The sequence below is a fragment of the Intrasporangium sp. DVR genome (assembly GCF_040365325.1).
Taxonomy (GTDB): Bacteria; Actinomycetota; Actinomycetes; order Actinomycetales; family Dermatophilaceae; genus Intrasporangium.
On record NZ_BAABZW010000001.1, the window covers coordinates 230,923 to 251,070 of the forward strand.

At 72.0% G+C, this 20,148-nt stretch carries 20 protein-coding genes; 15 read left to right on the forward strand and 5 right to left on the reverse strand.

The window, feature by feature from the left end:
- The 3 genes from ABWV20_RS01115 (at position 1) to ABWV20_RS01125 (ending at position 4,592) form a co-directional block, all read left to right on the forward strand.
- Entirely contained in the window at positions 1-1,851 is a 1,851-nt protein-coding gene (locus tag ABWV20_RS01115; protein ID WP_353352905.1) for an ABC transporter substrate-binding protein, read from the forward strand.
- A gap of 26 nt (positions 1,852-1,877) precedes the next feature.
- Positions 1,878-2,756 carry an N-acetyl-1-D-myo-inositol-2-amino-2-deoxy-alpha-D-glucopyranoside deacetylase gene (gene mshB, locus ABWV20_RS01120; protein WP_353352906.1) on the forward strand — a complete coding sequence of 293 codons (879 nt, stop codon included), beginning with the start codon at positions 1,878-1,880 and terminating at the stop codon, positions 2,754-2,756.
- A gap of 138 nt (positions 2,757-2,894) precedes the next feature.
- The gene (locus tag ABWV20_RS01125) at positions 2,895-4,592 is read left to right on the forward strand and encodes a VanW family protein (protein WP_353352907.1); all 1,698 of its coding nucleotides are present in this window, start codon (positions 2,895-2,897) and stop codon (positions 4,590-4,592) included.
- A gap of 88 nt (positions 4,593-4,680) precedes the next feature.
- Here ABWV20_RS01125 and ABWV20_RS01130 read toward each other — a convergent pair whose 3' ends face one another.
- The gene (locus tag ABWV20_RS01130) at positions 4,681-5,733 is read right to left on the reverse strand and encodes a GNAT family N-acetyltransferase (RefSeq protein WP_353352908.1); all 1,053 of its coding nucleotides are present in this window, start codon (positions 5,731-5,733) and stop codon (positions 4,681-4,683) included.
- A gap of 64 nt (positions 5,734-5,797) precedes the next feature.
- Here ABWV20_RS01130 and fdxA point away from each other — a divergent pair, with 64 nt between their 5' ends.
- From fdxA to ABWV20_RS01150, 4 genes are all read left to right on the forward strand, one after another.
- Positions 5,798-6,124 carry a ferredoxin gene (fdxA, locus tag ABWV20_RS01135; protein WP_353352909.1) on the forward strand — a complete coding sequence of 109 codons (327 nt, stop codon included), beginning with the start codon at positions 5,798-5,800 and terminating at the stop codon, positions 6,122-6,124.
- On the forward strand, positions 6,121-7,233 hold the full coding sequence (gene dapC / locus ABWV20_RS01140; RefSeq protein WP_353352910.1) for a succinyldiaminopimelate transaminase: 1,113 nt from the start codon (positions 6,121-6,123) through the stop codon (positions 7,231-7,233). The genes fdxA and dapC overlap by 4 nt, the downstream gene beginning before the upstream one ends.
- 167 nt (positions 7,234-7,400) lie before the next feature.
- Complete coding sequence (locus ABWV20_RS01145; RefSeq protein ID WP_353352911.1) at positions 7,401-8,681, forward strand: citrate synthase; 1,281 nt, start codon at positions 7,401-7,403, stop codon at positions 8,679-8,681.
- A 36-nt stretch (positions 8,682-8,717) separates the two neighbouring features.
- Positions 8,718-9,080: a hypothetical protein gene (locus ABWV20_RS01150; protein ID WP_353352912.1), complete on the forward strand. Its 363-nt coding sequence runs from the start codon at positions 8,718-8,720 to the stop codon at positions 9,078-9,080.
- A 74-nt stretch (positions 9,081-9,154) separates the two neighbouring features.
- Here ABWV20_RS01150 and ABWV20_RS01155 read toward each other — a convergent pair whose 3' ends face one another.
- Positions 9,155-10,033: a hypothetical protein gene (locus tag ABWV20_RS01155; RefSeq protein WP_353352913.1), complete on the reverse strand. Its 879-nt coding sequence runs from the start codon at positions 10,031-10,033 to the stop codon at positions 9,155-9,157.
- Between the two features lie 28 nt (positions 10,034-10,061).
- Complete coding sequence (gene dapD / locus ABWV20_RS01160; protein WP_353352914.1) at positions 10,062-10,991, reverse strand: 2,3,4,5-tetrahydropyridine-2,6-dicarboxylate N-succinyltransferase; 930 nt, start codon at positions 10,989-10,991, stop codon at positions 10,062-10,064.
- Between the two features lie 89 nt (positions 10,992-11,080).
- Between dapD and dapE the strand changes: the two genes are divergently transcribed.
- The 4 genes from dapE (at position 11,081) to ABWV20_RS01180 (ending at position 14,813) form a co-directional block, all read left to right on the forward strand.
- Positions 11,081-12,172 (forward strand): succinyl-diaminopimelate desuccinylase, encoded by a 1,092-nt coding sequence (gene dapE / locus ABWV20_RS01165; protein ID WP_353352915.1) that lies wholly within the window; start codon positions 11,081-11,083, stop codon positions 12,170-12,172.
- A 336-nt stretch (positions 12,173-12,508) separates the two neighbouring features.
- A complete protein-coding gene (locus ABWV20_RS01170) occupies positions 12,509-13,255 on the forward strand; it encodes an LOG family protein (protein WP_353353193.1) in 747 nt (248 codons plus the stop codon).
- Positions 13,252-13,587, forward strand: a complete 336-nt coding sequence (locus ABWV20_RS01175; protein ID WP_353352916.1) for a DivIVA domain-containing protein — start codon at positions 13,252-13,254, stop codon at positions 13,585-13,587. Before ABWV20_RS01170 ends, ABWV20_RS01175 begins: the two co-directional genes overlap by 4 nt.
- Complete coding sequence (locus ABWV20_RS01180; protein ID WP_353352917.1) at positions 13,584-14,813, forward strand: putative hexosyltransferase; 1,230 nt, start codon at positions 13,584-13,586, stop codon at positions 14,811-14,813. Before ABWV20_RS01175 ends, ABWV20_RS01180 begins: the two co-directional genes overlap by 4 nt.
- 132 nt (positions 14,814-14,945) lie before the next feature.
- On the opposite strand, the gene ABWV20_RS01185 is transcribed toward ABWV20_RS01180, so the two are convergent.
- Complete coding sequence (locus ABWV20_RS01185; RefSeq protein ID WP_502901736.1) at positions 14,946-15,800, reverse strand: enoyl-CoA hydratase/isomerase family protein; 855 nt, start codon at positions 15,798-15,800, stop codon at positions 14,946-14,948.
- Positions 15,801-15,941: 141 nt separating this feature from the next.
- On the opposite strand from ABWV20_RS01185, the gene ABWV20_RS01190 reads away from it, so the two are divergent.
- On the forward strand, positions 15,942-16,115 hold the full coding sequence (locus tag ABWV20_RS01190) for a DUF3117 domain-containing protein (RefSeq protein ID WP_013493416.1): 174 nt from the start codon (positions 15,942-15,944) through the stop codon (positions 16,113-16,115).
- 60 nt (positions 16,116-16,175) lie between these two features.
- Here ABWV20_RS01190 and ABWV20_RS01195 read toward each other — a convergent pair whose 3' ends face one another.
- On the reverse strand, positions 16,176-16,799 hold the full coding sequence (locus ABWV20_RS01195; RefSeq protein WP_353352918.1) for an O-methyltransferase: 624 nt from the start codon (positions 16,797-16,799) through the stop codon (positions 16,176-16,178).
- A 246-nt stretch (positions 16,800-17,045) separates the two neighbouring features.
- Here ABWV20_RS01195 and sigE point away from each other — a divergent pair, with 246 nt between their 5' ends.
- The 3 genes from sigE to ABWV20_RS01210 all read left to right on the forward strand — a co-directional run bounded on the left by sigE (position 17,046) and on the right by ABWV20_RS01210 (position 20,092).
- The gene (sigE, locus tag ABWV20_RS01200; RefSeq protein ID WP_502901743.1) at positions 17,046-17,648 is read left to right on the forward strand and encodes an RNA polymerase sigma factor SigE; all 603 of its coding nucleotides are present in this window, start codon (positions 17,046-17,048) and stop codon (positions 17,646-17,648) included.
- 99 nt (positions 17,649-17,747) lie between these two features.
- Complete coding sequence (locus ABWV20_RS01205) at positions 17,748-18,521, forward strand: anti-sigma factor (RefSeq protein WP_353352919.1); 774 nt, start codon at positions 17,748-17,750, stop codon at positions 18,519-18,521.
- A complete protein-coding gene (locus ABWV20_RS01210) occupies positions 18,518-20,092 on the forward strand; it encodes a S1C family serine protease (protein ID WP_353352920.1) in 1,575 nt (524 codons plus the stop codon). The genes ABWV20_RS01205 and ABWV20_RS01210 overlap by 4 nt, the downstream gene beginning before the upstream one ends.
- The last annotated feature ends 56 nt before the right edge of the window (positions 20,093-20,148 follow it).

Genomic DNA, 20,148 nt, shown 5'->3' on the forward strand with positions numbered 1-20,148 from the left:
GTGTCCCTCCCGCCACGCCTCCACAGCCTGGCCCGGGTCGGCGCCGTCCTGACGGCCGTCGTCGCCCTGGCCGGCACCGCGGCGTGCACGCCCGAGGACCTGATGGCGGCGCGCCAGGCCGACCCGACGGTCGCGGCCACGGCCGGCGCAGCGCCGCCCCAGTCGGGCGGGACCCTCAACGTCCTCGTCGCGGGCAACATCGCGACGTGGGACCCCCAGGTGATGTACGTCGGTCCGGAGGCTTTCTTCGCCCAGCGGACCTTCGTGCGGACGCTGACGACGTACGGCACCGGTGACCGGGAGCGCGAGCTGGTCGGGGACCTCGCCACCGACACCGGCAAGGCCTCCAACGGCGGCAGGACCTGGGCCTTCACCCTGCGCGAGGGCGTGAAATGGCAGGACGGGACCCCGGTGACGTGCGGCGACATCCGCCGCGGCGTGGCCCGCACCTTCGACCGCACCACCCACGTCGCGGGCACCAACTACGCCAGCTTCCTGCTCGACGTGCCGACGAAGGTCACGGCCGAGGGCCTCGAGAAGCCCGCCTACACCGGGCCCTCAGACCGGAAGAACGAGAAGCCCTTCCTCAAGGCCGTGGCGTGCAAGGGGCGCACCATCACCTTCCACCTGCGCACCCCGGAGCGCGACTTCCCGCGCATCGTCGCCCTCCCCGAGTTCGCCCCACGCCCCGCCGCCGCGGACGCGGGCGCGAAGCAGGCCGGCTCGACCGACGGCTCCACGGGCTCGAAGGGCTCCGAGGGCTCCACGGGCACCGAGTCGACCGAGCTGCAGGCCTCGCTCGACGTGTTCTCGACCGGGCCCTACCGCCTCGACGGGGACTGGCAGGCGGGCCAGGGCGGCACCTTCGTCCGCAACGAGCACTGGGACCCCGACACCGACCCGGTCCGCAAGGCCTACCCCGACCGGATCGTCGTGACGACGGGCCTCACCGAGGAGACCGTCATCGAGCGCCTGCTCAACCAGCAGGAGAGCGACGCCCAGGCCGTCTCCTGGGTCAAGGCCTCGCCCACGCTGCGCCACCAGGCGGGCACGGCCCTGCGGGCGCGACTCACCTTCCCCTACACCGGCAGCGTCGACTACCTCGCGCTCAACATGCGCAGCGCGACGATGTCCAAGGCCGTCGTCCGCGAGGCGTTCGCCCTGGCGACCAACCGCGCCACATACGTCACGGCCACCGGCGGCGAGGGCGCCGGGTCCCCGACGTGGTCCGTGCTCGGCCCGAGCATCGGCGAGGCGGGCCTCAAGGCCCCGAAGGGCGCGAGCGTGGAGGGCGACCCCGAGGCGGCCCGCAAGCTCCTCGAGGGCACCGGGATCACCCTCCCGGTGAAGGTCCGCGTCGTGCACGCCCGGTCGCTGCTCATCGACAAGGCCTATGCCGCCCTGGAGGCAGGCTGGGAGCGGGCCGGCTTCGACGTCGAGCGGACCTCCGTCAAGCCCGAGGACTACTACAAGACGATCGAGAAGCCGTCGTCGGTCAAGGACTACGACGTCTTCCGCGGGTCCTGGCAGCCCGACATCCCGTCGGCGAGCGGCGTCCTCCCCGCCCTGTTCGACGCGCGCATCAACATCGACTCCTCCGGCCCGGGCCAGGACGTCGGCTACTTCGACGACAAGGCCGTCGCCCGGCTGATGGACCGCGCCCAGGCGACCGCGGACCCGAAGGAGCGAGCTGCGGCCTGGGCCGAGGCCGACGCCCTCATCCGCGAGAAGGGCGGCTACGTGGCCCTCGCAGCCACCAAGGTGCTGCACATCCACGGCGCCGGCGTGCTCCACTACGACGACCACGCCATCGGTGGGATCGTCGACCTGGCCACCGTCGCGGTGCGCTGACCCGACCCGAGCCCACGGAGGAGCAGATGGCCCACCGACTCGTCCTCGTCCACGCCCACCCCGACGACGAGACCCTGACGTGCGGCACGACGATGGCCCACCACGCCGCCCGGGGCGACGAGGTGCACGTCGTCACCTGCACCCTCGGCGAGGAGGGCGAGGTCATCCCCGAGCACCTCCACGACCTCGAGGGCCACCCCGACGACCTGCTCGCCGAGCACCGCCGGGGCGAGCTCACGGCAGCCCTCCGGGCGCTCGGGGCCACCGGCCACCTGCTCGGCGACGACCACGGCGGCCTCGGCACCCGCCGCTACCGCGACTCCGGGATGGCCGGGTCCGCCGCTGCCGCGCGCCCCGACGCCTTCGTCAACGCCGACCTCACCGAGGCCGGCGCCGCCCTGGCGGCCCTGCTTCGCGAGCTGCGCCCCGACGTCGTCATCACCTACGACCCCGAGGGCGGCTACGGCCACCCGGACCACATCCAGGCCCACCGCCTCACCCGCGCCGCGCTCGACCAGCTCACCGACGCCGAGCTGCCGGCGCGCACCTACGAGATCCTCACGCCGCGATCCTGGGCCGAGGAGGACCGCGCCTGGACCCGGGGAGCGAGCCCAGCGGCATACGGCCTCGTCGTGCCGGGCGCGGACGACCCCCACCCACCGTCCGTCGTCGACGACGAGCGGGTCACCCATGTCGTCGAGGACCCCGCCACCCGCCCGGCCAAGCTCGCCGCGCTGCGCGCCCACGCGACGCAGGTGATCGTCGCGACGGACGACCTGCACGCCCTGTCCAACCTCATCGCGCGGCGCACGACCGACCGGGAGGCCTTCGGTCGCGTCGACCCGCGGACGTGGGAGCCGCTGCGCAGCACCGCCCCAGCCACCCGCGCAGGCCTCGTCGACTGACTGATTCCGCGCAAAGCGGTTGATCATGCAACCATATGGAGGCCTGGCACACAGGCCGCGCGCGAGGGGGAGACGGGGGGCCGTCGGACCGACCCTGGGTTATCGTGCGCTGACGACCTCGCCTCGCCCGGAGACCACATGCCCCTGAACGACCGCCGCGCCACCATCATCCGGCTGCTCGTCGCCGCTGTCGTTCTGATCGGTGGCTACGTGGGCCTGGCCGTGTGGTCGGCGCAGCACCTGCCCTCGACGGTGTCCGTCGGCGGCATCCCGATCGGTGGCCTCTCCGAGGACGAGGCCGAGGCGGCCATCGCCAAGCAGTCGAAGCCGCTCCTGGCCGCCCCGATCGCGCTCCGCGTGCCGGGCATCGAGGACCCGGTCGAGGTCGTCCCCGCCGACGTCGGCTTCTCCGTCGACGCGGCCCGCTCGCTCGAGGGCCTCACCGGCTTCACGCTCAACCCCGCCACGCTGTGGGACCGCCTCATCGGCTCCGTCCAGGCGCCCCTGCTCACCCACGTCGACGACGACCTCCTCACCGACCGCCTCACCAAGCTCGCCCCCTCCGTCGAGACGAAGCCGGTCGAGGGGTCCATCACCTTCCCCGACGGCAAGGTCGAGGTGACCGCCCCCGTGCCCGGCCGCACCCTCGACATCGCCGGCACCAAGCTCGCCCTCCGCAAGGCCTTCCCGCACTCGACGACAGCCACCGCGACGGTCCGTCCGGTGGAGCCGCAGGTGACCGGTGAGGCCGTCGCCGCCGCCGCGCGGGACTTCGGCGAGAAGGCGATGTCCGGGCCGATCACCGTCGTCGCCGGCAAGAGCAGCGCCAAGATCGACCCGGAGGACTTCGCCCCGGCCGTGACGATGGCGCCCGACGGGGAGGGCGCGCTCGCGCCGACGTTCGACAAGGACAAGCTCACCGCCGTCGTGGCGAGCAAGGTCAAGGTGACGACGAAGAAGGCGAAGGACGCCCGCTGGACCTTCGAGGGCGGCCGACCCAAGATCGTCCCCTCCGTCGAGGGCACCGCCGTCGACGAGTCACAGATCGCCGACGCCTTCATCACGGCGATGACCGCGCCCGCGCGTCGGGTCGAGCTCAAGGTCGTCACGACGAAGCCGAAGTTCACCACCGAGGACGCCAGGAAGGCCGGCGTCAAGCAGCTCGTCGTCGACTTCCAGTCGCCGTTCCCGCCCGAGGACACGACCCGCACGCAGAACCTCATCGTCGCCAGCCGGACGATCAACGGCACCTACATCGCGCCGGGGGAGACCTTCAGCCTCAACGGGATCCTGGGCGAGCGCACCACGGCCAAGGGCTACCGCGACGGCACCGTCATCATCAACGGCCGCCTCACCCGCGGCACCGGCGGCGGCATCTCCCAGGTCTCCACGGTCATCTACAACATGGCCTACTTCGCCGGCGCCCAGACGCTCGAGTTCACGCCGCACGCCTTCTTCATCCCCCGCTACCCCGAGGGCCGCGAGGCGACGGTCTTCTGGCCGAACGTCGACAACAAGTGGAAGAACGACACGCCCCACGGGATGCTGCTGCAGACCTGGGTCGAGGACGGCTTCGTCCACGGGCGGGTGTGGAGCACCAAGGTCTGGGAGATCAAGTCGATCAAGGGACCCCGCCGCAACGTCGTCCCGCCGAAGACGATCCGCGACGACTCGCCCACCTGCTACCCGCAGCAGCCCCAGCCCGGCTTCGACGTGACGGTGACGCGGCAGTGGTTCCGTCCCGGGTCGTCGACGCTCGTCAAGAGCGAGAACGTCACGACCCACTACATCCCCGAGCACGAGATCATCTGCACGGACCCCAACGCGAAGCCCTGAGTCCCGCTGGGGGACAAGCGGATTCCGTATGCCGCTGAGCTCGCTCCCGCTCGGACACGGCCTCCCAGGCCTCCCGCCCTCCGGTCGGTCAGGCGGGCGGCTGGACGAGGTAGGTGTACTCGTGGTGGACGGTGAAGCCGAGGCCCTCGTAGAAGCGGATCGCCGGGTCGTTGTCGCCCGAGACCTGCAGGTAGATAGCCGGCATCCGGCCCTCGCGCGCGATCCGGCCCGCGGCGGCCATGACGGCCCGCGCGAGGCCACGGCGGCGGTGCTCGGGGTGGACCCAGAGGCCGAAGACCCCCGCCCAGCCGGTGTGCAGCGCCAGCCGGGTGACGGCGATGAGCCGGCCGCTCTCCTCGTCGCGCACCGACAGGAAGAGCTGCTGCTCGCTGCCGGTGAGGACCGCCTCGGTGATGCCGGGGACCGGCGTGCGGCCCTCGCTGTAGGCCAGCAGCCACTCCTCGGTGAGCGTGTCGCCGACCTCGACGGGCGGCGCGTCGGGAGCCGGCGCCGGGATGCCGGAGGAGGGCCCGGTCATGACGAACACGCGGTCCCAGTCGTGACGCCCGCCGCCGGCGACGTAGCCGCGCTCGAGCAGCCGTGCACCCACCGGGTCGTCGGGGACAGCGAAGCCGGTCCGGCCGTTGACCTGGAACATCGTCCGCTGGCCGCGGTCGGCGTACCACCGCTCGCAGTGTTCGACGGCCTCGTCGACGGCCTCGTCGAGGGACTGGCCGGGGTCGCCGACGACGAGGACGGAGTTGGCCCGCCCGGTGTAGCCGGGGGCGGACCGCAGCAGCCACGAGCCGAGCGGGGCCTGCTCGACGGCCACCCAGCCCTGCGCCCCCAGGAGCGCCAGGTCGTCGATTGAGATGCGCAGGTGGGCAGGGCCCGGTCGGGTCGGCCGCGGCGGGATCGGCTTGGCGGCGACGACCTCGCCCCGCGGCACCTCGACCCGGCCCGTCGCCGTGTCGATGAGGAGCAGCTCCTCGGTGCGCCCGGCGAGGTGCCCGATGACGTCGGTGACCTCCCTGCCGACGAGCCGGCGGCGCACGACGACGCGGCTACCCTCGGTCAGCCGGGCGGACGGATCTGTTACCTGCGTCCTATCGGTGGGGTGGTTCCTCGCCGAGCCGGTCATGTCCGGCATACTAGGCGCGAGCACGACCCGCTCTCTCATCGCTCCTGTAGGAGGTCCGGATTTCATGACCTACGTCATCGCCCAGCCTTGTGTCGACGTCAAGGACAAGGCGTGCATCGAGGAGTGTCCGGTCGACTGCATCTATGAGGGCATTCGATCGCTCTACATCCACCCCGACGAGTGCGTCGACTGCGGGGCGTGTGAGCCCGTCTGCCCCGTCGAGGCGATCTACTACGAGGACGACGTCCCCGAGCAGTGGGCGGACTACTACAACGCCAACGTCGAGTTCTTCGACGACCTCGGCAGCCCCGGCGGCGCGGCCAAGCTCGGCCAGATCGCCAAGGACCACCCGGTCATCATGGCGCTGCCGCCGCAGGCCCCGGCCGAGTGATCGACCGCTCCCTCCCTGACTTCCCCTGGGACTCGCTCGCGCCCTACAAGGCGCGAGCGAGTGCGCATTCCGACGGGCTCGTCGACCTCTCCGTCGGCACGCCGGTCGACCCGACACCCGAGTTCGTCCGGCGCGCGCTCGCCGAGGCAGCCGACGCCCCCGGCTACCCGCTGACCATCGGCACCCCCGAGGTCCGTGAGGCGATCTGCGACTGGTTCGCCCGACGCCGCGGCGTCCCCGGGCTCGACCCGGCGCAGGTCCTGCCGACGATCGGCAGCAAGGAGCTGGTCGCGTGGCTGCCGACGTTCCTCGGGCTCGGGCCCGGCGACATCGTCGGCATCCCCGCGGTGGCCTACCCGACCTACGACGTCGGCGCCCGCCTCGCCGGCGCCACGGCGGTCGTCGTCCAGTCCCTGACGAGCCTCGGGCCGCTGACCCGGGCCACCACCCCCAAGCTGCTCTGGCTCAACAGCCCCGGCAACCCCAACGGCCAGGTGCTCGGCGTCGAGCACCTCGCCAAGGTCGTCGCCTGGGCCCGCGAGCACGGCGTCGTCGTCGCCAGTGACGAGTGCTACGCGGAGCTCGACTGGCGCCCCGGGCAGCTCGGCCGGGCGACCCCGAGCATCCTGCACCCCGACGTCAGCGGCGGCGACCACACCGGGCTGCTCTCGGTCTACTCCCTCTCCAAGCAGTCCAACCTCGCCGGCTACCGGGCCGCCTTCGTCGCCGGCGACGCCGACCTCATCGCGCAGGTCCGCGAGGTGCGCAAGCACGCCGGCATGATGATGCCGGCCCCGATCCAGCACGCCATGGCCGCCGCCCTGCGCGACGACCCCCACGTCGCCGAGCAACGCGACACCTACGGCCTGCGCCGCGAGATCCTCCTCGAGGCCGTCCAGCGCGCCGGACTGCGCATCGACCACTCCGACGCCGGCCTCTACCTCTGGGCCACCCGCGAGGAGGACTGCTGGACAACGGTGTCCGACTTCGCCGACCGCGGGATCCTCGTGGCCCCCGGCTCCTTCTACGGGCCAGCCGGCGCACAGCACGTCCGGATCGCCCTCACCGCCACCGACGAACGGGTCCGGGCGGCGAGCACCCGGCTGTAGCGCGAGGAGGGCGATCCCGGGAAGCGAGCCCAGCGGCATACCGAATCCTTCATATGGGTGTCAAGCGCCACGGGCCGGACCTGCTTTTCGGCTGACCACCCCCCTGGGGTAACGTCCCTTGCGGACATCCCGGCCCGCCGGTCGGTTCTCGAGGAGGCGAATCAGCAGTGACGAAGGCAGTGGACGCGACGCTCAAGGTCGGCGACAAGGAGCTCACCTTCCCGGGAGTCGAGGCGGTCGAGGGCAGCAACGGCCTGGGGGTCAACTCGCTGCTCAAGGAGACCGGCCTGGTGACCTACGACGTCGGCTTCGTCAACACGGCCTCCTGCAAGAGCGCGGTCACCTTCATCGACGGTGACGAGGGCATCCTGCGCTACCGCGGCTACCCGATCGAGGAGCTCGCCCAGAGGTCCAGCTTCGTCGAGGTCTGCTACCTGCTCATCTACGGCAAGCTGCCGACGAGCGACGAACTGTCGACCTTCGAGGAGCTGATCAGCCGCCACACGATGCTCCACGAGGACCTGCGCGCCTTCTTCAACGGCTTCCCGCGCGACGCGCACCCGATGCCCGTCCTGTCCTCCGCGGTCTCCGCGCTGGGCACGTTCTACCAGGACAGCCTCGACCCGTTCGACGAGGAGCAGGTCGAGATCAGCACGATCCGCCTCCTCGCCAAGCTGCCGACCATCGCGGCCTACGCCTACAAGAAGTCCGTCGGGCAGGCGTTCATCTACCCCGACAACTCCCTCAACTTCGTCGAGAACTTCCTCCGGATGACGTTCGGCGTCCCCGCGGAGCCCTACCTCGTCGACCCGACCGTCGCCAAGGCGCTCGACCTGCTCTTCGTCCTGCACGCCGACCACGAGCAGAACTGCTCCACCTCGACCGTGCGCCTCGTCGGCTCGGCCCACGCCAACCTCTTCAACTCCGTCTCCGCCGGCATCCACGCCCTCTCCGGGCCGCTCCACGGCGGCGCCAACCAGGCGGTCCTCGAGATGCTCGGCGACCTGCAGAGCTCCGGCGAGGACCCCAAGGCGTTCATGGACCGGGTCAAGAACAAGGAAGCCGGCATCCGGCTCATGGGCTTCGGCCACCGCGTCTACAAGAACTACGACCCGCGCGCAGCCCTCGTCAAGCAGGCCGCGGACGAGATCCTCGCCAAGCTCGGCAAGAACGACCCGCTGCTCGACATCGCGAAGCAGCTCGAGGAGATCGCGCTCGCCGACGACTACTTCGTCGAGCGCCGCCTCTACCCCAACGTCGACTTCTACACCGGCCTGATCTACAAGGCGATGGGCTTCCCGTCGAAGATGTTCACGGTCCTGTTCGCCATCGGCCGCCTGCCGGGCTGGATCGCCCAGTGGCGCGAGATGATGGGCGACCCGGAGACGAAGATCGGCCGCCCCCGCCAGATCTACACCGGCGAGCCGGAGCGGCACTACCCCGCCTGACCTGCGCGCCCGCGCCGACCGCGGCAGAGTGGGGGCATGGCCTCCTACTCCGTCAACCCGGCCGCGGTCGAGCACGTCCGGGCCCTCATCGACAAGCGGCGCTACGTGCTCGACTCCGACTGGGGCGAGGTGCAGCCGGACGCCGCCGCCCAGAACGCCTACCTCGAGAAGCACTCGTGGCAGGACTACGCCGCGTGGCACCTCGGCCTGACCGAGGGGGCCAACGACGAGACGAAGGCGCGGTACGCCTTCGTCTGCGGCGACTTCCGACGGGTGCACCGCTCCGGGCTCATCGCCTGCGTCTACCGGGCGGCCGAGTGGCGGCACAAGGCCGTCGAGCTGGCCGCCCACGAGCTGCTCCAGCTGCTCGACGCCAAGGCCGGCATCACGGGCGACTGATCGGGTGAGCGGGTCAGCGGGTCAGCGGGTCAGCGGGTGAGGGGGTGAGCGGGGGGCGCGGCGCGGAACGGCGCTCAGCGCAGGGTGATGGTCACCGTCGTGGACGCGGCCCCCTCGGACCACCCGTCGTCCCCGGCCTCGCGGTCCCACGCCCGCTCGCCGACGGACACGCCGGTCACGCCGAGCTGGGCGGCCCGGGCCACGGACCAGTGGGCGACGGCCCAGGCGGTCCGCTGGTCAGGCGCGGTCACCGTCAGGGCGCGGTCGGCCGCCTCGGCCCGCGTGACGCCCATCTCGGTGCTCAGGGCCTCGGCGACCGCCGTCGGCTCGGCCCCGGCCGTCGCCTCGTCGAGGGTGCAGCTGAGGCCGGCGGGGGAGTGGCCGGTCAACGCCGAGGCGAGGACCCGGCCCTGCCCCTCGTGGTCCCGGTAGGCCTCCGGGAAGCCGCTCCGCTGCACCTTCTGCGCGATCTCGGTGATGTCAGCCTTCTCGTAGTCCTTGACCTTGACGAGGGCGTCGTAGAACTTGTTGGTCGAGTAGACCGGGTCGAGGATCTGCTTCTTCGTGCCCCAGCCCTGGCTCGGCCGCTGCTGGAAGAGCCCGAGCGAGTCACGGTCGCCGTAGGTGATGTTGAGGATCTTCGACTCCTGGTAGGCCGTCGTCAGGGCGATCGTCGCGGCGCGCGGCGGCAGGTCCCGCTTGATCGACAGGGCGGCGATGAGGGCGGCGTTGCCCGTCTGCTCGGGGTCGAAGCTCTCGGTCATCCCCGCGGCCGTGATCGTGCACCGCTGGGTGCGCACGCTGTCGTAGAGGAACCGGGAGGCGAGCCACCCGCCGCCGGCGACGAGCACGAGGACGATGAGCAGCGCGACCCGCCCCCGGCGCCGGCGGCGCGGGGGACGGTGAGTGACGCCGGACTCGTCGAGGACGAGTCCGAGGCGGTCGTGCGGCATGGGGTCCCGTCCGTCGTCGAGTGGGTGGTCAGTCGTTCGCGTGGAGGGCCTCGTTGAGGGTGATCCCGGTGCCCTTGCGGGCCCGGGCCTCGACGGCGCCGGTCTGGCTGTTGCGGATGAAGAGGATGTTGCTGGCCCCCGAGAGCTCGCGGGCCTTGACGACGCTGCCGTCCGGCATCGTCACCTTGGTGCCCGCGGTGACGTAGAGGCCGGCCTCGACGACGCAGTCGTCGCCGAGGGCGATGCCGATGCCACCGTTGGCGCCGACCAGACAACGCTCACCGATGCTGACGCGTTCCGTGCCGCCGCCGGACAGGGTGCCCATGATCGAGGCGCCGGCTCCGATGTCCGAGCCGTCGCCCACGACGACGCCCTGCACGATCCGTCCCTCGACCATCGAGGCGCCGAGCGTGCCGGCGTTGAAGTTGCAGAACCCCTCGTGCATGACCGTGGTGCCGGGCGACAGGTGGGCGCCGAGCCGCACTCGGTCGGCGTCGGCGATCCGCACACCCGGAGGCACGACGTAGTCGGTCATCCGCGGGAACTTGTCCACGCCGAACACCTGGACCGGGCCGCGGGCCCGCAGTCGCAGCCGCGTGGCCTCGAAGTCCTCGACACCGCACGGGCCGTGGTTGGTCCACACGACGTTGGGCAGGGCCCCGAAGATGCCGTCGAGGTTGATCGTGTTGGGGTGGACGAGGCAGTGGGAGAGCAGGTGGAGGCGCAGGTAGGCATCCGGCGCGTCGGCCGGCGGGGCGTCGAGGTCGACCTCGACGAGCCGGACCTCGGTGCGCACGCGGCGCAGCTCGTCGGCCGCGGTCAGGGCCTCGAGGCCGTGGGGCGCGGTTGCGTCAGCAGGGCGGGCACCGAGGGCCGGTGCCGGGAACCACGTGTCGAGGACCTGCCCCCCGTCGGTGATCGTGGTGAGACCGTATCCCCATGCGCTGCGCTCAGACATGGAGCCAAGGGTATTGGGGCCGGCGCCGCCGCGCGCACGTGGCCCGGGACGCGGGCAGCCCTGCGGGCCCGACCGACTAGCCTTCCCGTATGCCGCCGAGCTCAGTCCCCGAGACCAGCGTCCTGCTCGACCTGTCGAGTGACGTCGCCACGCTGACCGCCGCGATCTGCGACATCCCGTCGGTGAGCTGGGAGGAGGCGCCGCTCGCCGACGCGATCGAGGTGGCGCTGCGCGGGCTGCCCCACCTCGAGGTCGTCCGGGACGGCAACGCGGTCATCGCGAGGACGAGCCTCGGACGTGACGAGCGGGTCATCCTCGCCGGGCACATCGACACGGTTCCGATCGCCGCCGAGCCCAACGTGCCGACGCGGCGCGAGGCCGGCGTCCTCTGGGGTCGCGGCACGGTCGACATGAAGGGCGGCGTCGCCGTGATGCTCAAGGTGGCCGCCCAGGTCCTCGAGCCGGCCCGAGACCTCACCTTCGTCTTCTACGACTGCGAGGAGATCGAGGGCCGCTACAACGGGCTGGGGCGCATCGCCGCCAACCACCCGGACCTGCTCGCCGGTGACTTCGCCGTGCTCCTCGAGCCGACGGACGGCGTCGTCGAGGGCGGCTGCAAGGGCACGCTCCGCGTCGACGTCACGACCCGCGGCGTGGCCGCCCACTCGGCCAGGCCGTGGAAGGGACACAACGCGATCCACGACGCCGTGCAGGTCCTCAGCCGGCTCGGCGCCTACGAGCCGGAGCAGGTCGACGTCGACGGGCTCGTCTTCACCGAGGCGCTCCAGGCGGTCGGGATCAGCGGCGGCATCGCGGGCAACGTCATCCCCGACCGGTGCACCGTCACGGTGAACTACCGGTTCGCCCCCGACAAGGACGTCGCCGCGGCCTACGCGCACGTGCTGCAGGTCTTCGACGGGTTCGAGTGCGAGCTCGGCGACGCCGTCGACGGCGCGCGCCCCGGCCTCCACCTGCCGTCGGCCCGCGCCTTCGTCGAGGCCCTCGGGCTGCCGGTCAACCCGAAGGAGGGCTGGACCGACGTCGCCCGGTTCTCCGCGCTCGGCATCCCAGCGGTGAACTTCGGCCCCGGCGACCCCAGCCTCGCCCACATGGACGACGAGCGCTGCCCGGTGGTGCAGTACGAAGAGGCCGAGCGGGCCCTGCTCCGCTGGCTCACCTGACCATCGAAAGAGCAGTTCGCGACACGAGCCAATCGAGAGAGCAGTTCGCGACCGAGCCAATCGAGAGAGCAGTTCGCGACACGTCGCGCGGGGTACCCCGCGCGCCGCGTGTCGCGAACTGCTCTCTCGATCGAGTGGGGGTGTCGCGAACTGCTCTCTCGATCGAGTGGGGGTGTCGCGAACTGCTCTGTCGATTGGGGCTCGGGGTTGAGGCTTAGGGTGGAGCCCGTGAGTGATCACGACACCGACGAGCACCAGCCGAGCGCGACGCGGGACGTCGCCCGTGACCCGGAGGTGCGACCCGACGAGAAGCCCGCGGCCCGCGTCTCCGACGCTATGCGCCGCTCCGGCCCGCTGATGATGCGTCGCGGCAAGGTGCCTCCCACGACGACCGACCAGCGACTCCTCGACCGCGGTCAGCCCACCGACTGGCTGCACGCCGACCCGTGGCGCGTGATGCGCATCCAGTCGGAGTTCGTCGAGGGCTTCGGGGCGCTCGCCGAGCTCGGTCCGGCCGTCAGCGTCTTCGGCTCGGCGCGCACCCGTGCCGGGGACCCGGCCTACACCATGGGCGTCGAGGTCGGACGGCTCCTCGCCGAGGCCGGCTACGCGGTCATCACCGGCGGCGGCCCCGGGGCCATGGAGGCCGCCAACAAGGGGGCCTTCCTCGGGGGCGGCACGTCGGTGGGCCTCGGCATCGAGCTGCCCTTCGAGACGGGCCTCAACGAGTACGTCGACCTCGGCGTCAACTTCCGCTACTTCTTCGCCCGCAAGACGATGTTCCTCAAGTACTCGCACGGCTTCATCGTCCTGCCGGGCGGGTTCGGCACCCTCGACGAGCTGTTCGAGGCGGTGACGCTCGCGCAGACCCGCAAGGTGACCCAGTTCCCCGTCGTGCTCATGGGCACGGCCTACTGGGGAGGCCTGCTGGACTGGCTGCGCGACGCGGCCCTCGCCGGCGGCATGATCGGCGAGGACGACCTCGACCGGCTCGTCGTCACCGACGCGGCCGAGGAGGCCGTCGCCGCCATCCAGTCGCACGAGGACTCGAGCGCCGCGACCGAAGCGGAGCGGCCCGAGTGAAGTGGTTCATCCTGTTCGTCGGCATCGTCGTCCTCTGCTTCGTCGTCGCACTGGTCCTCGGCTGGGTCGGCGGCGCGGGCGGGCTCGGCAGACCGACCTCCTCGCTCAGCCACGAGCCGCTCCCCGACGGTGACCTGCACGACGAGGACCTCGACCAGCTCAGGTTCGACGTGACCTTCCGCGGCTACCGGATGAGCCAGGTCGACGGAGTCCTCGAGCGGCTCCGGCGCGAGCTGCGCGAGAAGGACGAGCACATCGCCTTCCTCCGCGCCACGACGGCCGAGGAGCCCACGCCGGAGCCGGCTGAGCCGCACGACACGCCCCAGGCATGAGGGCCACCGCGCCAGCACGTCCGGCGAGGACGTTCCTGCTCACCGTGCTGGCGCTCTACGCGGCCTGCCGCATCGTCACCACGGCGATCCTGCTCGTCGTCCTGCCCCGGCAGGTCCCGAGCGGGATGAGCGGTGGCGAGCACCTGCCGGTGACCTACTTCCCGTTCACGGCCCTCTGGGACGGGCAGTGGTACCACGTCATCGCGACCGAGGGCTACCCCGACCAGCTGCCCCGGTCCGACGACGGCCGGGTCGAGCAGAACCCGTGGGCGTTCTACCCGCTCTTCCCGTACGCCGCGCGGGCCCTGATGGCGCTGACCGGCGTCGGCTTCCCGGCGGCAGGCTCGACGATCGCCCTCGTCTGCGGCTTCGGGGCCGCCGTCCTCATGGCGCTGCTCCTGCGCGAACGCATCGGCGAGCGCGCCACCCTCGTCGTCGTCGTGCTGTGGGCCTCCTTCCCCGCGTCGGTCGTGCTGCAGCTCGCCTACACGGAGTCGCTCGCGATGCTGCTCCTCGTCGGCTACCTCTACGCCCTGTCGCGCGAGCGCTGGCTCGTCGCGGCGGGGGTGGCCGTGCTCGTCGGCCTCAGCCGGCCGATCGCCGTGCCGCTCGCGGTGGTCACCCTCGTCGCGCTGTGGCTGCGCTGGCGCGCCCGGGCCGCCCGACCGATCCCGACGAGGGAGTATGCCGTTGGGCTGGCTTCCCTCGTCGGGTGCGGTGTCGCTGGGCTGCTCTGGCCGGCCGTGGCCTGGTGGGCGACCGGTGAGTCGAGCGCATACACCGACACGATGGGGGCCTGGCGGAGCTCAGGGGCCGTGGAGCCCTTCGTCCCGTGGGTCGAGATGTCCACCTACGTCTTCGGCGACACCTGGGGGCCGGTGTGGCTCGTCGTGGTCCCGGTCGTCATCCTCGCCATGGTGGCCGGGCCATGGGCGAAGGCGCTCGGGGCCGAGCTGCGGACCTGGACGGTTGCCTACCCCGCCTACCTGGCCGCCGTGCTCGACCCGTTCACGAGCATCTTCCGCTACCTCATCCCGCTCTTCCCCCTGCTCGCCGTCCTCGTCGGGGCAGGCTGGACCGGCCACCGGGCCGAGCGCGCGGACAGCTGGCCGCGTCTGCTCCTCAGAGCCGTGCCCCTGCTCGTCGCGTTCGTCATCGGGCAGTACTTCTGGACCGACATCCTCTGGCGCTACGTCCCCTCGCCCTCGGGCGACTACCCACCCTGACGCCGGGTCCCGCCCCCCGTCGAGTGTGCACTTCGTGCCGTCGGGGAGGGCGGGAGGGCTGGGTCGGCCCGGGCCTCGGGAGCGAGCTCAGCGGCATACGGCATGCTCACCTGCCCCCCGGTGGGTGTGCGCTCACCGGCCCTCGAAGCTCGGCTTCTCCTTGGCGAGGAACGCGTCGACGGCGGTCTGGTGGTCCGCACTGCGGCCGGTCAGGCCCATCAGCTCCGCCTCGTGGGCGAGCGCCGTCGCGAGGTCGGTGCCGGCGCTCGTCGCCACGGCTCGCCGGATCGAGCCGTAGGCGAGCGTGGGACCGGCGGCAAGCGATGTCGCGACCTCACTGACCACGCGCTCGAACTCCGCCGCTGAGACCACCTGCGAGACGAGCCCGAGCGACAGCGCCTCGTCCGCCGGGATGGTCCGGGGGAACATGAGCAGGTCCTTGGCGCGGGCCGGCCCGACGAGGCGGGGCAGCGACCACGACGCCCCCGAGTCGCAGGAGAGGGCGATCCCCGCGAACGCGGTGTTGAGCCCGGCGTTGTCGACGATGATCCGCACGTCGCAGGCCAGGGCGAAGCTGAGGCCGGCCCCGGCGGCGACCCCGTTGATCGCCGCGACGACCGGCTTGTTCATGGTCGCGAGGAGCATGACGATCGGGTTGTAGTGCTCGGTCACCGTCGTCGCCAGCGTGGTCTCACCCGAGCGCAGGTCGGCCACGTGCTCCTTGAGGTCCTGGCCGACGCAGAAGGCCCGCCCGTTCCCGGTGAGCACGACACAGCGGACCGCCGGGTCGTCGGCCGCGGCGCGCAGCGCCTCGAGGAGCGCCACCTTGAGGTTGCGGTCGAGCGCGTTCATCGCGTCCGGACGGTCGAGACGGACCCAGGCGACGCCGTTCGTCACGGTCACGTCGAGGGGGCCGGTGGCCGTGGTTTCTGTCATGGCCTCAGCGGGGCTCGGCGCGGGCTGCGGTGTGGGGGTCGGCTCAGTCATGGCGCCCACTCTGTCCCAAACCCCTTGTGTGGGAAAGTGCTGGGTCGGCGAGGTGCTCGTGGTCACATCCCGGATTAGGTCCGGCTGAGCCGACACGGAATAATGGCTACAGACCACCCGATTTCCTGTGGAAGGGGCACCATGGCAGCAATGAAGCCGAGGACCGGCGACGGACCGCTCGAGGTCGTCAAGGAGGGCCGCGGCATCGTGCTGCGCATGCCCCTTGAGGGCGGCGGCCGTCTCGTCGTCGAGATGACCCCGGACGAGGCTGCGGCCCTTCGCGACGCCATCCAGGGGTGTGACGGGGTCAACTGAGCACGTTTGTCAGCGCACGGCTCCCGACGGTCCGGTCGGGGGCCGTTGTCGTTCCCGGGTTCAGCGCTTGACGGCGAGCAGGAGGCCGTCGCCGACGGGCAGGAGCGACACGATGAACCGCCCGTCGTCACGCAGGGCGCGGCCCACCTCGCGCAGGGTCCGGGTCTGGGGGTCGCGGGCGGCCGGGTCCGACTCCTGGTCGGTCCACGTCAGGGCCAGGGTGCCACCGTGCCGGAGCAGCCGGGTGGCCTGCTCGACGTAGTGGGGGTACTCCTCCTTGTCCGCGTCCACGACGACGAGGTCGTAGGCCCCGTCCGTCATCCGGGGAAGCACGTCAAGAGCGCGACCAGCGATGACGCGGGTGCGCTGGTGGGCCACGCCGGCCGCGCCGAAGACTTCCCGCGCGGCGTGCTGGTGCTCGGACTCGAGGTCGATCGTCGTGAGGATCCCGTCGGCCGGCATCCCCGCCAGGAGCCACAGACCGGACACGCCGGCCCCGGTGCCCACCTCCATGACGGCCTTGGCGCCCGTCGCCGCCGCGAGGGCGCTCAGCAGGGCCCCCACACCGTTGCTGACGGCGGCGACCCCGAGCTCCTCGGCTCGGCGTTGGGCCTCCTCGACGTGGTCGCTCGGCGTGACGAACTCCTCGGCATGCGACCAGGCAGCCACTTTGTGCGTGCTCATGCTCGTCACCCTAGTGCCAGGCAGGAGCGAGGGTCCTCCGCTCGCACAGGTGATCCACAGGGTGATGACAGCGAAAGACGGGTCCGGTCGGGAAGGGTGAAGGGGAACGAAACCGGCCGACGCGGCGTTGTGTTGGTCAAGAATCCCCGAAAGGTGTCTGATCGCGTGAGTGCGACCGTCCTGTCCGAGGCCACCGGCGGTGCCGGCGAGCCGCAGCTCGCTGCTGCCCGCGGCAGCGCGGAGGCAGTGCCGGACGCCGGCTGGACCCCCCCGACCTGGGAAGAGGTCGTCGAGCAGCACTCGGCGCGGGTCTATCGCCTGGCCTACCGCCTCACCGGCAACCCGCACGACGCCGAGGACCTGACACACGACGTCTTCCTGCGGGTCTTCCGCTCCCTGAGCTCCTACCAGCCCGGCACCTTCGAGGGCTGGCTCCACCGCATCACGACCAACGTCTTCCTCGACAAGATGCGGCGCAAGCAGCGGATCCGCTTCGACGCCCTCCCCGAGGACGCGGCCGGCCGGCTCCCGAGCGCCGAGAAAGGCCCGGAGCAGACCTACCACGACGCCCGCTTCGACGACGACGTGCAACGCGCCCTCGACGCGCTCGCCCCGGAGTTCCGTGCGGCTGTCGTGCTCTGCGACATCGAGGGGCTGTCCTACGAGGAGATCAGCGCGACCCTCGGGGTCAAGCTCGGCACCGTCCGCTCCCGGATCCACCGGGGCCGCGCCCAGCTCCGCGAGGCGCTCGCCCACCGGGCTCCCGAGGCGGCCCGGAAGCCGGAGACGCGCACCGCGCGTCCGGGACTGCGACTGCCGGGACGGCGTGTGGCGGCAGGGGCCAGGTGATGACGGCGTGAGTCGCGAGGGTCGTCAGGCAACGGTGCCGCCGGTCGTTCCCGCGCCACGCGTGACCTCCCGGACCGAGCCGATGGGGGTGGGTGCCCAGTGACACCCCATCTGGGCGGCCACGTCCGGGCCTACGTCGACCGGGCCCTCCCTCCGGCCATCCTCCATCTCTACGACCGCCACCTCGTCGCCTGCATGGTGTGCCGCGCCGCAGCCGACCAGGAACGCCGCATCGTCGCAGCCCTGCGCAGCGATGCCGGCGCGCTGCCCGGCTCGCTCCGCAGCTCGCTGATGAGCCTCGCCTCCACCCCCGATCCTGAGCCGGCCCCGAGCCCCGGCCCGCGGATCCCGCTCGGTCCCCTGGCAGCGCGCGGGTCGAACGGGTCGTCCGGGTCGCTGGGGTCCCTCGTGTCGTTCGGTTCGTTCGGTTCGTTCGGGTCGTTCGGGTCGTTCGGGTCCGCCACGGCGGGTCCCGCTGGCCCGCCCGAGCGCCTGTCCACGGTGCCGCCGATGGCGCCGCCCCTGCACCGCTCGCCGATGCGCGCGGCCGTGGTGGCCTCGCTCGCCGCCGGCGCCTCCGTCGCGGCCGCGTGGGGACTGGCGGTCTCGCCCCTTCCCGGGGCGGTGCGCCCCCCTGCCGTCAGGGTGCCCGCGGGAGTTGCGAGCCTCGGGGTCGCCAACTACGGGGTCATGCTGCCGTCGCTGCCCTCGGCCACGCCGTCCTCGACAGCGCAGCCCGGACCGGTGAGCTCCACGACGCGCCGTCCCGCCCCCTTCTCCCTCCTCTCGACGAGTCGCGGAGCCGGGCCGATCATGCCCGTGACCGCCCCGGTTCGTATCTCTCTCGTCTCTTCGGCACAATCGGGGCCATGAGCGACGACCCCACCGAGCGGCGGCCTGGCGACGCACGACCTGACCGCCCCGGGGAGGTCGAGCAGACCCGCGCCCTCGACCAGTCGTCGACCCAGCCGATCCAGCCGATGACGAGCCCTGAGTCGGGGTCGCAGGACCACGGCTGGTTCAGCCGGTTCGGCGCCGAGCACCCCACCGAGGGACCCGGCGTGCCCGCTCGATCCGACGCCACGTGGGGGTCCGACCGGGCCGATGCGCTCGCCGAGGAGGCCCACCGGGCGCGCCACTCCGCGCCGGTCGTGCCGTCCGGTCCGGCTGCGGCGCCTGAAGCATCGCCCGACTACCCGGTCGGGGTGCCCTACGCCTATCCCGGTGGCTCGATGCCGCCACCGACCGGTCCTCCCGTGGACAACGGGATGCCCCCGGACCCGTCACCGGGCGCCTACCCGGGACCGTGGCAGAGTCAGCCGCCCGGGGCTCCCGCGGGCCCCCTTCCCTCGCCCGTCCGCGCTCCTCGCCGACGGCGCGGCCTCGTGGCCGCCGGGATCGTCGCCCTCTGCCTCGCCTCCGGGGTCGTCGGGGGAGTGGCCGGTCAGGTGCTCGAGGACCAGGTGATCACGAGGGGCAGGGCGCTGCCGGAGCCCGGTCCGGGAGTGACCGAGCGCCCCGCCGGCTCGGTGGCCAACATCGCGGCGCAGGTCCTGCCGAGCGTGGTGACGATCAAGGTCGACGCGGGCGCGGAGGGGGCCGGGACGGGCTCCGGCTTCGTCATCGACGACCGGGGCCACATCCTCACCAACAACCACGTCGTCGCCGCTGGAGCGGCCAACGGCGTCATCGAGGTCGTCCTCAGCAACGGTGAGACCGAGAGGGCGCGCATCGTCGGTCGGGACGTCAGCTACGACCTGGCCGTCCTGCGGATCGAGCGCACCGACCTGACGCCGCTGCGCCTCGGCTCCTCGGACAAGGTCGTCGTCGGTGACTCCGTCATCGCGGTCGGGGCCCCGCTCGGCCTGGACCAGACGGTGACCTCCGGCATCGTCAGCGCCCTCAACCGCCCGGTGGCGCCGGGCGCCGGTGACGAGCTGTCGTTCATCAACGCGATCCAGACCGATGCCGCGATCAACCCCGGCAACTCCGGTGGTCCACTGCTCGACCTCGCCGGGCAGGTCATCGGCGTCAACTCCGCGATCGCCCGCGTCCCCGGCGCAGGTGCGTCCTCCTCCGGCAACATCGGCCTCGGCTTCGCGATCCCGAGCGACCAGGCGCGGCGCACCGCCGACCAGCTGATCGCGACGGGCAAGGCGACCCACCCGATCATCGGGGTCCTGCTCGACCGGACCTTCACCGGCGAGGGAGCCCTCGTCCAGGACGACGCGAAGGCCATCACCCCGGGCGGTCCAGCGGCCAAGGCCGGAGTCCAGCCGGGCGACGTCATCGTCAGCTTCGAGGGAGATCAGATCCGCACCCCGGACCAGCTCATCGTCTCGATCCGGTCCCGGGCCGTCGGTGAGACCGTGACGCTGACGATCGAGCGCGATGGCCAGCCGATGGACCTGCAGATGACCCTCGAGGCGGATCCCGAGAGCTGATCTCGGCAAGCATCCGTATGATGGCGCCGGCGGCACGCCGGTGCCGAGGCCGCGGA

Excerpts from the sequence above, each read along its gene's own strand:
- mshB (WP_353352906.1), top strand. The coding sequence starts at position 1,878 with ATGGCCCACCGACTCGTCCTCGTCCACGCCCACCCCGACGACGAGACC.
- ABWV20_RS01125 (WP_353352907.1), top strand. The coding sequence starts at position 2,895 with ATGCCCCTGAACGACCGCCGCGCCACCATCATCCGGCTGCTCGTCGCC.
- ABWV20_RS01130 (WP_353352908.1), bottom strand. The coding sequence starts at position 5,733 with ATGACCGGCTCGGCGAGGAACCACCCCACCGATAGGACGCAGGTAACA.
- fdxA (WP_353352909.1), top strand. The coding sequence starts at position 5,798 with ATGACCTACGTCATCGCCCAGCCTTGTGTCGACGTCAAGGACAAGGCG.
- ABWV20_RS01150 (WP_353352912.1), top strand. The coding sequence starts at position 8,718 with ATGGCCTCCTACTCCGTCAACCCGGCCGCGGTCGAGCACGTCCGGGCC.
- ABWV20_RS01155 (WP_353352913.1), bottom strand. The coding sequence starts at position 10,033 with ATGCCGCACGACCGCCTCGGACTCGTCCTCGACGAGTCCGGCGTCACT.
- dapD (WP_353352914.1), bottom strand. The coding sequence starts at position 10,991 with ATGTCTGAGCGCAGCGCATGGGGATACGGTCTCACCACGATCACCGAC.
- dapE (WP_353352915.1), top strand. The coding sequence starts at position 11,081 with ATGCCGCCGAGCTCAGTCCCCGAGACCAGCGTCCTGCTCGACCTGTCG.
- ABWV20_RS01170 (WP_353353193.1), top strand. The coding sequence starts at position 12,509 with ATGCGCCGCTCCGGCCCGCTGATGATGCGTCGCGGCAAGGTGCCTCCC.
- ABWV20_RS01180 (WP_353352917.1), top strand. The coding sequence starts at position 13,584 with ATGAGGGCCACCGCGCCAGCACGTCCGGCGAGGACGTTCCTGCTCACC.
- ABWV20_RS01185 (WP_502901736.1), bottom strand. The coding sequence starts at position 15,800 with ATGACTGAGCCGACCCCCACACCGCAGCCCGCGCCGAGCCCCGCTGAG.
- ABWV20_RS01190 (WP_013493416.1), top strand. The coding sequence starts at position 15,942 with ATGGCAGCAATGAAGCCGAGGACCGGCGACGGACCGCTCGAGGTCGTC.
- ABWV20_RS01195 (WP_353352918.1), bottom strand. The coding sequence starts at position 16,799 with ATGAGCACGCACAAAGTGGCTGCCTGGTCGCATGCCGAGGAGTTCGTC.
- ABWV20_RS01210 (WP_353352920.1), top strand. The coding sequence starts at position 18,518 with ATGAGCGACGACCCCACCGAGCGGCGGCCTGGCGACGCACGACCTGAC.